Origin of the sequence: Knoellia sinensis KCTC 19936 (genome assembly GCF_000768705.1) — a bacterium.
Classification (GTDB): domain Bacteria; phylum Actinomycetota; class Actinomycetes; order Actinomycetales; family Dermatophilaceae; genus Knoellia; species Knoellia sinensis.
Window position 1 is genome coordinate 1 of record NZ_AVPJ01000032.1, and the last position, 10,595, is coordinate 10,595.

The 10,595-nt window shown below is 70.8% G+C and carries 12 protein-coding genes; 10 read left to right on the forward strand and 2 right to left on the reverse strand.

What is annotated here, in order from left to right:
- Nucleotides 1-169: 169 nt before the first annotated feature.
- From N802_RS19775 to N802_RS18835, 6 genes are all read left to right on the forward strand, one after another.
- Nucleotides 170-1,336: a tyrosine-type recombinase/integrase gene (locus N802_RS19775; RefSeq protein WP_052110173.1), complete on the forward strand. Its 1,167-nt coding sequence runs from the start codon at nucleotides 170-172 to the stop codon at nucleotides 1,334-1,336.
- A 33-nt stretch (nucleotides 1,337-1,369) separates the two neighbouring features.
- Nucleotides 1,370-1,882 carry a helix-turn-helix domain-containing protein gene (locus tag N802_RS18810; protein ID WP_245614010.1) on the forward strand — a complete coding sequence of 171 codons (513 nt, stop codon included), beginning with the start codon at nucleotides 1,370-1,372 and terminating at the stop codon, nucleotides 1,880-1,882.
- A 287-nt stretch (nucleotides 1,883-2,169) separates the two neighbouring features.
- A complete protein-coding gene (locus N802_RS18815) occupies nucleotides 2,170-2,583 on the forward strand; it encodes a hypothetical protein (protein WP_035919494.1) in 414 nt (137 codons plus the stop codon).
- Nucleotides 2,584-3,054: 471 nt separating this feature from the next.
- Nucleotides 3,055-4,260 (forward strand): sensor histidine kinase, encoded by a 1,206-nt coding sequence (locus tag N802_RS18825; RefSeq protein WP_035919497.1) that lies wholly within the window; start codon nucleotides 3,055-3,057, stop codon nucleotides 4,258-4,260.
- Nucleotides 4,261-4,262: 2 nt separating this feature from the next.
- A complete protein-coding gene (locus N802_RS18830; RefSeq protein ID WP_156971523.1) occupies nucleotides 4,263-4,895 on the forward strand; it encodes a response regulator in 633 nt (210 codons plus the stop codon).
- 89 nt (nucleotides 4,896-4,984) lie between these two features.
- The gene (locus N802_RS18835; protein WP_035919501.1) at nucleotides 4,985-5,416 is read left to right on the forward strand and encodes a GNAT family N-acetyltransferase; all 432 of its coding nucleotides are present in this window, start codon (nucleotides 4,985-4,987) and stop codon (nucleotides 5,414-5,416) included.
- Between the two features lie 29 nt (nucleotides 5,417-5,445).
- Here the strand turns inward: N802_RS18835 and N802_RS18840 are convergent, their stop codons facing one another.
- Nucleotides 5,446-6,174: a hypothetical protein gene (locus N802_RS18840; protein ID WP_035919504.1), complete on the reverse strand. Its 729-nt coding sequence runs from the start codon at nucleotides 6,172-6,174 to the stop codon at nucleotides 5,446-5,448.
- A gap of 140 nt (nucleotides 6,175-6,314) precedes the next feature.
- Between N802_RS18840 and N802_RS19780 the strand changes: the two genes are divergently transcribed.
- Both N802_RS19780 and N802_RS18850 read left to right on the forward strand, forming a co-directional pair.
- Nucleotides 6,315-8,276, forward strand: a complete 1,962-nt coding sequence (locus N802_RS19780) for a sensor histidine kinase (RefSeq protein ID WP_052110174.1) — start codon at nucleotides 6,315-6,317, stop codon at nucleotides 8,274-8,276.
- Complete coding sequence (locus N802_RS18850; protein WP_035919506.1) at nucleotides 8,264-8,911, forward strand: response regulator; 648 nt, start codon at nucleotides 8,264-8,266, stop codon at nucleotides 8,909-8,911. The genes N802_RS19780 and N802_RS18850 overlap by 13 nt, the downstream gene beginning before the upstream one ends.
- A 60-nt stretch (nucleotides 8,912-8,971) precedes the next feature.
- Here the strand turns inward: N802_RS18850 and N802_RS18855 are convergent, their stop codons facing one another.
- Nucleotides 8,972-9,238, reverse strand: coding sequence for a metal-sensitive transcriptional regulator (locus N802_RS18855; RefSeq protein ID WP_035919509.1), 267 nt, complete (start codon nucleotides 9,236-9,238; stop codon nucleotides 8,972-8,974).
- A 774-nt stretch (nucleotides 9,239-10,012) separates the two neighbouring features.
- On the opposite strand from N802_RS18855, the gene N802_RS18860 reads away from it, so the two are divergent.
- Together N802_RS18860 and N802_RS18865 are read left to right on the forward strand one after the other, a co-directional pair.
- Nucleotides 10,013-10,225, forward strand: coding sequence for a hypothetical protein (locus N802_RS18860; RefSeq protein ID WP_169743468.1), 213 nt, complete (start codon nucleotides 10,013-10,015; stop codon nucleotides 10,223-10,225).
- 70 nt (nucleotides 10,226-10,295) lie between these two features.
- Entirely contained in the window at nucleotides 10,296-10,457 is a 162-nt protein-coding gene (locus N802_RS18865; RefSeq protein WP_156971524.1) for a hypothetical protein, read from the forward strand.
- Nucleotides 10,458-10,595: the final 138 nt, after the last annotated feature.

Sequence of the window (10,595 nt, forward strand, 5' to 3'; positions counted from 1 at the left end):
GGGGCACCCTGCGAAACCCGCTCTCACCAGCGGGTTTTCGTCATTTCTGGCCCCTCGCCGTCAGTGCCAGAAGAGGCCAAGATATGGCACAAATCGGCGTTCATCTGGCACGTATCTGGCACGACATCGGTCGTGGCCACGAAGAAGGTGCCAAGCGCTTAGGGGTGTCATGGCTGGCAAGAGTGCATTCGGGAACCTTCGAAAGCTGCCGTCTGGGCGGTGGCAGGCGCGGTACACGGGGCCGGACCTCGTGACCTACAGGGGGCCGTCGACCTTCACCACCAAGGGCGACGCCCAGGCGTGGCTGTCGGTCGAGCGCGCCCTCATCTCGCAGCAGCGGTGGACCTCGCCCCTCGTTAGGGCAGCCGAGGCGGCCAAGGAGGTCGAGAGGCGCCGCGCGTCGACCTTCGCGATCTACGCCGAGCAGTGGATCGAGGGCCGGGTGACGACGCGAGGCAAGGCGCTGCGGCCGTCGACGGTCGCCGGGTACCGCAATGCCCTCGACGTCCACATCCTCCCGGCGTTCGGCACCCTGCCCCTCGACGAGATCAACAGCGCCGTGGTGCGGCACTGGCGCGGTCAGTTCGCGGTGCGTGGCAACGACTCCGCGGGCGCGAAGGCGTACAGCGTCCTCAAGGCGATCCTGCAGACCGCCGAGGACGACGAGCTGATCACGCGCAACCCGTGCCGGCTCAAGGGCGGAGGGAGCACCGCCAAGGTTCGCGAGTCGGTGGCCCTCTCCCCCGTCGAGCTCGCCGCCCTCGTCGACGCCATGCCTTTCCATTGGCAGGCGCTCACGCTGGTCTCCGGATGGTGCGGTCTGCGCATCGGCGAGGCCGCGGGACTTCGCGTCGGCGACGTCGACCTGACCACGGGCGCTCTCCACATCCGGCAGACCGCGCAGTACGTCGGCCACCCCGCGCGCCTGGTCCTCGGACCGCCGAAGTCGAAGCGCGGCATCCGGATCGTCCACATGCCCGACCACGTGACCGAGGCGCTGGGGACGTACCTTGGGACGAAGGCGGGGACGCACCCCAAGGACTTCGTCTGGACCCGAGGCGACGGTCAGCCGATCTCGAGGCACACCACGCTCAAGGCGTTCCAGACAGCCACCGCCTCGATCGGACGAGCGGGGATGGTGTGGCACGACCTGCGCCACACCGCCAACACCCTCGCGGCCGACGCCGGCGCGACCCAAGCAACCCTTCAGGCCCGGATGGGCCACGCCGACCCGAAGGTCAGCGCGCTCTATCTGCACACCTCACAGGCCCGAGACCAGGCTCTGGCAGCCGCCCTGAGTCGAATGGCAGACCCCGGATCTGGACGCCGACGGTGATATAGCACTGCTTGCTATAATCCGTAAGTGGGAATGCGAGGAGATCTGCTCGACCAGGTGATGTCGGAGACCGGCACCACCCAGTCCCGCCTGTCCCGACTCAGCGGGGTGCACCAGCCGAGCATCAGCCAGTTCGTGTCCGGTCGCACCGAGCTCAGCGACGACATGCTCGGCCGGCTCCTCGAGTGCACGGGGTACCAGCTCGAGGTCACCCGCCGCTCGCTCCAGCCGGATCTCACGCGCTCGGAGCGTCGCTCCTGGCAGCTGCACCAACAGCTCTCACTCGAACTGTCTCCGCAGACCCTGGAGGACTGGATCCCCCACATCGAGTCGCGACTCGAGCACCTCCGTACGCGCATCACAGGTCAGCCACACACCCGCAACCTCGAGCGCTGGATACGCCTGGTCCACGATCGCGACGTACCGGGAATCCGCCGCATCCTCAACGGCCTCGATCGCGGCAGCATCGAGATGCGTGAGGTGTCGCCTCTGGGTGGGCTCCTCAGCGATGAGGAGCGGCTGCAGACGTCGCGCAGCTCGCGATAGAGGGCCATGCGCCCAGCGCGTGCGACCGACACGAGATGTCAGCGGGCACCACTGGTAGAGACAGCCCGGCGACAGCGTCGCTCGTTGTGGGCGGGTCCGCACTCTTGGCTCGCAGTTCTCGGGGAGGACCCACCCGTCATCTCTACGGCGCGCGAACTGTCCCGTTCTGGGGGAATCCCTGCCTCCATGTCCTTCCTGAGTCCTTCCCAGCGTTTGGGAGCGCGTGCCTCTACCGGCCCCCGAGGCACGGATTGACAGTGGCGGGACGTCCCAACCTAGGAGGTTCGATGTCCACCACCACCGTCGCCCCGTCCGTTCCGCGATCGCGACGACGCATCCTGTCCCGGATCGGTCTGACCGTCGCGGCGGTCATGTCGGTCTTCAACGTGATCAACGGCGCCGGGTCGCTGATCGATCCGACCTTCGGCCAGACCGACCCATCGTTGGCCCCTCAACCGGTGTGGATGAGCCTGCTGCTCTTGGTCTTTGGGCTCTCGACTCTCGCGGCGGTCATACCCGCTTGGCGAGGCCATCGCGGTGGCCTGTGGCTCGTCATCGCGACGAGGGTTCTCGAGTCCTGGTCAGCGATCGTGCTTCCGTTCCTGCCGGGAGCTCCCGACGGGATGTGGGGGTTCGTCGTCGCGCTCATCGTCGTGGGCACCGTCGTCGCGGCTCTGGTCGCCCAGGGTCTGCGTCGCTAGGGTCTGGTCATGTCGGCCGACGGCGGGGCCCGCGCAGCTGGGTGGGTGGTTTGGAGCGCGGTCGTGGCGGTCCTGCTGTCCACGGCGGCCGTCTCAACGGCGCTCCTCAGAGGGACGACGCCGCCCCAGTGGGTGGTCAGCGTATCGATGCTGGCCTGGCTCGCCCTGCTCACCGTGTACCCCTCCGGCACGCCTCGACCACATTGGGCTGCCGGGGTCGGGCTCGCATGTGCAGCAGGGGTCTTGCTGGGATGGCCGGCGGCGTTCATCGCAGGCTTCGCAGCTCTGGCCGTCCTGCAGGTATGGAGGTTCCAATCCCGTTCCTCGGTCGCGGAACGCCAGGCGACGAAGTGGCTCGTGTTGGGCCTAACCCCCGCGCTCGGCCTGTTTCTGGGGGTGGGCGCGGTCGCCGCGCTACCCGGTGGGCCCGCGTGGGTACTGCAGCACGCCGCGTACGCCGTACTGTCAGTCATGGGCATGTGGGCCGTGCCCGTCGCTGCAGCGGTCGGGCTTGCCCTCGGCGACAAGGGCCCGGTCGACGAGCTCGTGCGTTGGGTCGTCACGGCCGTGTCGGCAACGGTCCTCGTCGCTCTCGCCCATGCGCTCACGCAGGTGTGGAGTCCCGGGTGGTCCACGGCCGTGGCCTGCGTGAGCGTACTCCCGGCAACGTGGCTGGCGAACCGGCTTGCCACCCAGCTGGCGTACTCGCGCGGCCCGCAGCAGTCGTTGCGGGCACTGCCCCTCCTGCTCGCGGGCACCACCGGGGCGGAGGAGGTCGGGCCACTCGTCGCCAGGACGGTCCGCGACGCCCTCGCCAGCCCGGCCTCGCTCGTCCGCGTCGGCCCCCACGTGCTCGGAAGCTCCGGAGACACGGCCCTGCACCTGTTCGAGGTTCCGGTCCTTCTGCACCGCAACGAGGTGGCCGTCCTCGCCGCCGCAGCGCGACCCGGTGAGACCTCACTCTCCCGGAGGGACCTCGACGTCATGGCTGCCGTCGCCGTGACGGCGGCTCCGGCGCTCGCCGGAGCCCGGGCCGCCCGAGCGGCGGCGGAGGCCCACCACTTAGCGGCGACCGCCCGCGACCGGGAGCGGGACCGCCTTCACGCCGACCTCCACGACGAGCTGGGCCCGGCGCTCTCCGGCCTGTCCCTCACCGCCGCAGCCATATCCTCACGTCTTGCCACCGACGACACCGTCACGGCCAGCCGGCTGGTCGAGGAGCTGCGCGGCGGAATCGGCCACACTGCGACACGCGTGCGGGAGCTCGCCTACGACCTGCGCCCGACCGTCGTCGAACCCACCCAGCTGGCACCCCTGCTCAAGCAACGACTGGGGACTGGGGGGCCGCCCGAGATCACTCTCGACGTCGAGCCCTGCGACCTCTCCCTCCCGGACCACGTTCGACCCGCTGTCGTCCGGGTCGTCCTCGAAGCCGTCACCAACGTCCGACGCCATGCAGAGGCCCTCCACTGCAGCGTGCACGTCGCCCGCGTCGGTGACGAGGTTCGCGTCGTCGTCGACGACGACGGCATCGGCCCGGGCACAGCCGGATCCGGCATCGGTCTGGGCTCGATCGCGGCGCGAACCGCGGCCCTCCACGGGACCTCCTCCCTCCGGCCTCGACCCGGCGGGGGGTCGCGCCTCACCGCGACCTTCACGACGGGTTCGGAGGGGTGACCGTGATCAGGGTCGGCGTCGTCGAGGACCACCCGCTGTTCCGCGACGGCCTGCGCAATCTTCTGGCTGCCGAAGGTCTCCAGGTCGTCGCCGAGTCCTCGGACGTCTCCGGCATCGACAGCATCGTCTCGGCCGCCCCCGACGTCGTCGTCGTCGACCTGGGGCTCCCCGACGGCACCGGCCTGGACGTCGTACGACGGCTGCGAAAAGAACTCTCCACAACACGTCTCCTCGTCCTGACGATGTCCGCGGACGGCGCGACGGCAAGCCGGTCACTGGCTGCGGGAGCGCACGGGCACCTCGTGAAGGACGCCGACCCTGCGGAGGTCGTGGCCGCCATCCGCTCGGTGTCCGCCGGCTCTGTCGTCGTGGGTGCAAGTGTCGCCGACCGGCTCCACGGCATCAGTGACACCGCGGCCTTCACCCCTGCCGCAGAGGCATTCCCATCCCTCACGTTGCGAGAGCGCCAGGTTCTTGGACTCGTCGCCGACGGTTGGCCGAACTCTCGGATCGCCACCGAGCTGGGACTGTCGGACAAGACGGTGTCCAACTACGTCTCCTCGATCCTGTCGACGCTCCACGCCCCCAACCGCGCGGCCCTGTCCGGCCTCGTGCGCGAGGCGACCGGCCGATGAAGGGTCAGGAGGCGCGTCGTACCGCCGACTCGCGGGGAAAGTACGTGAGCCCAAACCGGCCTGGCGCAAGCGCTGATGCAAGCGTAGAGGTGACGCTGCGTCGGGTCGATGCGAGCACCTGGCGCCGGGTCGCCGCCCTCGAGGTCGCCCCCGAGCAGTCGACCTTCGTCGCCTCGCCGACTCACTACCTCGCTCTGTGCGCGCATGAAGAGGTCTGGCGCCCCATGGCCGTCCTCGAGGGCGACGAGGTCGTGGGCATGCTCATGTGGGGCGTCGACGACGAGGACGGGAGCTGCTGGCTCGGCGGGATCATCATCGACGTGCGCCACCAGGGGCGGGGCCTGGGGCGGGCGGCCGTCGCCGCCGCTCTGGAGCTGCTGGCCGACCGGGCCTCACGAGCGGGGTTCGCCCTGTCCTACGAGCCCGAGAACACCGGGGCGGCGAGGCTGTATGCCGCACTGGGGTTCGAGACCACCGGCGAGCGCGCGGACGACGAAGTCGTCGCCCGGCGCCCGCGGTAGCCGCCTCGCGGCTCGCCCGCGCCAACGGGTCACCGGACGATCGGCGGGAGGTCCCACTCCCCGTCGGGGGTGCGCAGCACGGCTCGGGCGACGAGGGCGTAGCCGACCGTGGTGGCGCCCCACCCCAGGACGACGTCGAGCAGCCGGCTCGGCACGACGACGGCCGAGACGACGTGGACCGGCTGGGCCACGGCGATGACGACGCCCACCCACCAGGGCACGACCCGCGCCCTCACCACGGCGATGGCGACGAGGATCATCCCCACGAGGTGGCCGAGGACGAAGGAGAGGGCTCCGGCGAGCATGACCGGGGTGTCCATGAGGAGCTGTGCGGTGGCTGCCACGGAGGCTTGGTCGTCGCCGCGGCCCAGCAGGGCGGCGACGAGGATGTCGGGCGCGCTGACCGCGCTGCCGAGGGCGTAGGCGCCGAAGAGCACGGCCGCCCCCCAGGTGGCGATGACCGGGTCGCGGCGCCGGGCCACGTAGCCCATGGCGAGGGCGCTGAGGAACAGCAACGGGGTGACGAGCAGCGAGATCCAGTTCATCGCGGCCCCGCGCCCGGGGTCGGCGGCGAAGCCGGCGACCATCTGTGCGGGGGCGTCGTCGGTCCAGTAGGGCATGACGAGCCGGATCAGCGTGACGCCGAGCGGGCCGGCGACGAGGGCGATGGCCGCGATGAGGCGCCAGGTCCGGCGCAGGTCGCGAGGTGGTGCCGCCTCGGAGGAGGCGGTCGAGGTGCGGTGGTCGGTCGTGGTCACGGTCGTTCTCCTGATGGTGGTTTCGGGTCGAGGTGCCACCGTCGCCGCCGTGGCCGGGTCGGATCGTCGGTGCCGGTACCGGAGCCTGTGTCCGTACCAGCACGGATGACGAGCCGGCTCGGCCGGCCCTAGCCTGAGCCATGCCCTGGGCCCGACGCACGACCTACCTGCTGTGGGGGGTCTCGGTCGCGCTCCTGGCCCTCACGGTCGTCGCGGTCCGCGACCTGGCCGAACCGGCCGGGACGTGGATCGTCGGCGGGGCCGTCCTCGCCTCGCTGGTACCGTTCGCCGCGGGGTGGCTGGCCACCCGGCACGACCCCGCGAACTGGGTGGGGACGTGGATGACCGCCGCGGGGACCAACATCCTGCTGCAGATGGCACACGGGAACTGGGCCGATGCGCTGGCCGCACCACCCAGCGGCCTCATCGGCAACGCGGTGCTGCTCAACCTGACCCAAGGCATCTGGATGGGCTGGTTCGTCCCGTTCGCGATGGTCCTGCTGCTCTTCCCCGACGGCCGTCCGGCCGACCTGCGGGCGCGCCGCACAGCGGTGGCCCTGCTGGGGTCGGTCGTCGCGTTCAACCTGTTCCTCGCGGTCGCCCCCGGCCCCCTGATGCCCCCGCTCGACGACTGGCCGCGGCCCTTCGGGGAGCACAGGGTCGGGTACGGCGCCGTCCCGGCGCTGGTGGTGTTCTACGGGTCGCTCGTGATGGCGGCCCTGGCCACCCGTCGCCGGTACCGCGCAGCCACGGACGAGGTGCAGCGGGCACGGCTGCGCTGGATGTTCCTCACCTGCCTAACCGTCCCGGCGACGATCCTGCTCTGCTGGGCCGGCTACCTTCTCACGGGGACACCGGTGGTCGCGTTGGGCGGCCTCGTCGCTATGAACGTCGCGATCCCCGCCGCGACCCTCGTCGCGATGCTGCGACACGACCTCTACGACGTCGACCGCGCGGTCGTCGCGGCCGCTGTCTACCCCGTGCTCGCCTTTGCCGTCGTGGTCACCCACGCGGGACTCTCCGCGACCCTGGCGCTCGCCCTCGGCGGCGGCTCCACCGTGCCCGCGGTCGTGGCGACAGTGGTCGTGGTGGTGCTGCTCCTTCCGGCTCGGGCGTTCCTGCTCAAGGTCCTGGGCGCTCGCCTGCACCCGCGTCAGGCGCGCGGCATCGGCGCGGTCCGCGCACTCGTCGACGCGGTCCACGCCGGGGACGACGCCCCGGAGAGCCTCGAGTCCGTGCTGCGGGACGCGATGCGCGACCGCGGAATCCGGGTCGGCTACCGCCGCCCGGGGACCACGGCACCCGTCGACCTACGGGGAGACCCGGTGCTCGGCGTCGGAACCCCGATCACCTTGTCCGGCAGCGACATCGGCGTCATCGTGGCGGGTCCCGGGCAGCCGGCCGTCCCGGTCGACGTGGGCCGAGAGGCGGCCCTGCTCGCCGAGTCGGTCCGGCTGCGCGGCGAGCTGACGCATGCCCTCGCCGAGGTCGAGGCGAGCCGACAGCGGATGCTGCGCGCCGGCGACGAGGAACGGCGGCGACTCGAGACGGACCTGCACGACGGCGCCCAGCAGCGGCTCGTCTCCCTCGGGATGCGGCTGCGCGTGGCCCAGCACCAGGTGGCCGGCGGGGCCAGCGTCCCACTCGACCCGCTGGTCGACGACGCGGTCGCCGAGCTCGCCAACGCCGTGCGCGAGCTGCGCGAGATCGCCCACGGGCTGCGCCCCAGCTGCCTCGACGACGGGCTGGGCGCGGCGCTGGAGAGCCTCAGCCGATCCAGCGGGCTGCCCCTCACCGTCTCCTACACGGCGGGCGAACTGCCCGAGCACGTCAGCCTCACCGCCTACTACGTCGCCAGCGAAGGGATCGCGAACGCGGTCAAGCACTCGGGTGCGAACCGCGTCGCCCTCGACGTCCGGCGGCACGATGACACCGTCCTCGTGGCGATCCACGACGACGGGTCGGGCGGGGCCCGGCTCGCCCCGGGGTCGGGGTTGGGCATGCTCCACGACCGCGTCAGCGCCGTCGGCGGACGGCTCACCGTGGGCGAGGGCCGGTCCGGTGGCACCTCGCTGCTGGCGGTGATCCCGTGCGCATCGTGATCGGCGAGGACTCCGCACTGTTCCGCGCCGGGCTGCGGTCCTTCCTCACCGAGGTGGGCCACGAGGTCGTCGCCGACGGCCACGACGCGCCCTCGGCGCTGGAGGCCGTCCGGCGGCACCGGCCCGACCTCGCCGTCCTCGACATCCGGATGCCGCCCGACCACGCCGACGACGGGGCGCGTGTCGCCGCCCGCATTCGCGACGAGCTCCCCGACACCGGGGTGGTGCTCCTGTCGCAGCACGTCGAGTCCCGCCTGTCCGTCGACCTCGTCGCCGCCGGCCGGTTCGGCTACCTCCTCAAGGACCGCGTCCTCGACGTCGACGACTTCCTCGCGGCCCTCGAGCGCGTCCACGCCGGCGGCTCCGCCCTCGACCCGGAGGTCGTGGCCCGCCTCATGCTCGGCGGCTCGTCGGCGCTGTCCTCACTCACCGCGCGGGAACGGGAGGTCCTCGCCCTCATGGCCGAGGGGCTGACCAACACCGGCATCGCCGACCGGCTCGTCCTCACCGACCGCACCGTCGAGACCCACGTGAGCCGCATCCTCCACAAGCTCGGCCTCGGCGAAGCCACCACCGGAGAGCACCGGCGCGTCCTCGCCGTCCTCCGCCACCTCGAGGAGCACCGCGCCGGTTGAAGCGCGCGAGTTCCCGATCTTGCCGACCACCTGACCACTCTCGGGCCAGAGCCGCGCGCGTCACGCCATGGACAGGAAGAACTTCTCCAGGGTGGCGGCATCCTCGTCGGTCATGCCCTCGGGTGAGGAGGCGCAACCGCGCAGGCCGGAGGAGACGATGACGAAGCCGGCGCGGTCGAGGGCCTTCTTGGCGGCAACGAGCTGCTGGATGACGGCCTTGCAGCCCTGGCATTCCTCAATGAGTCGGACGACGCCGCCGATCTGGCCTTGGGCGCGGCGGAGGCGGTTGATGACCGGGGTCATGTCGTCGGTGGCGATGGCGACCATGGTGGGGATCCTTGTACTTCGCGATGTCGCATAGTGCATCCCCTCCCAGCACCAAGGTGTGCACTTCGTCGCTTGGTATGGGTCGACCCGGCGCCGTCGTCCAATAGCGCGGCGGCGGCGCCATGGGGGCTCGACCGGGAGTCGCGTTAAGCGACCCGCAAACCCGCCTCCGCCGAGGACCCCGCGCCACCCTACCGGGCCATGCACCCAATCGATCCCGCCAGCGAAGGCCGACAGGGCCTCTCGAACCCGCCCTCCTTCCACGTGCTGTTCTTGCACCCAGCGCCGGCCGTCTCCCGTCCTCCCGAACGAGGCCTGCGATTCCCTTCGCACGCGACCCACATACCGACCACACACCTAATGCACCCCGGGTCCCTGCCAAGTCGTTGTCACAACTGAGACAGCTCAGAGGGCGTGACCGCCAGGGCCAATCGGATGGCTTAGGTAGTCGTGGCAACGAGAAGCGCTAGGCAACGGCGGAGGACACGAGCGGGAGCGACGTCGGCTCCCACGCAGTTGACACTCCTCGCCGGTCTGGATGCCGGCGGGGTGGAGAAGGTCACGGCCGCAACCCGCCCCGTGAAGCCGCGCGGTACACGCCTGCCGGGGCAGATTGTCGCCTGCGGGTGGTGCGGCGCGAGCACACCGATCCCCGCTCGCGGTCGAATCCCGAAGTGGTGCTCGTCGACATGCCGGCATCGGGCGTGGGAACAGCGGCGCGCCGTCGGATCCGACCGGTCTGCGGTCGAGGTGGTTGACCGAGTCATCGAGACCGTGAGGCCCAAGACCGAGAGGGTCGTCGAGCGACAGGTCGTCGAGGTGCCGATCGAGCATCGGCCCAAGACGCCACGAGAGTTCGCCGTCGTCCTCTTCGATCTGTCTGCGCGCCTCGACATGGGCCGCATCTACGACCGCGACCTGCCCGAGATCGACGAGGCGATGAGCCACGCGCTGACCTCATTGGTGCGCCGCCTCAAGGCGAGATGACCGGGGAGTCAGCTGATCCCGCGGCCTCCGTGTGCGAAACGTGCGACCACGAACTGGCATCCTCAACCTCGTGACCCCCCGCCACTCTCGGTCGAAGTCGAGCCCCGTCGAGTCCCGAAAGCCCGACCCCCTGGTGTGGGCGGCAGCGCTCAAGGAGGCGAAGGGCGACGTCCGACGCCTCAAGCTCCTCGACGACGGGACAGCCCTCGTCGTACGCAACGCTGAGTCCTGACTCGGCCAACGCCGGAACTCGTTGTGCCCGAGCCCAACTCGTGACAACGACTTTCGGGGACCCACAATGCAGAGGGTGTGTGCCGCCCTGCTTCCCGAACCGCACCGATGTGAATCGCCCCGGGTCTGATGGAGGCTC

Excerpts from the sequence above, each read along its gene's own strand:
- N802_RS18810 (WP_245614010.1), top strand. The coding sequence starts at position 1,370 with ATGCGAGGAGATCTGCTCGACCAGGTGATGTCGGAGACCGGCACCACC.
- N802_RS19780 (WP_052110174.1), top strand. The coding sequence starts at position 6,315 with ATGCCCTGGGCCCGACGCACGACCTACCTGCTGTGGGGGGTCTCGGTC.
- N802_RS18825 (WP_035919497.1), top strand. The coding sequence starts at position 3,055 with ATGGGCATGTGGGCCGTGCCCGTCGCTGCAGCGGTCGGGCTTGCCCTC.
- N802_RS18855 (WP_035919509.1), bottom strand. The coding sequence starts at position 9,238 with ATGGTCGCCATCGCCACCGACGACATGACCCCGGTCATCAACCGCCTC.
- N802_RS19775 (WP_052110173.1), top strand. The coding sequence starts at position 170 with ATGGCTGGCAAGAGTGCATTCGGGAACCTTCGAAAGCTGCCGTCTGGG.
- N802_RS18815 (WP_035919494.1), top strand. The coding sequence starts at position 2,170 with ATGTCCACCACCACCGTCGCCCCGTCCGTTCCGCGATCGCGACGACGC.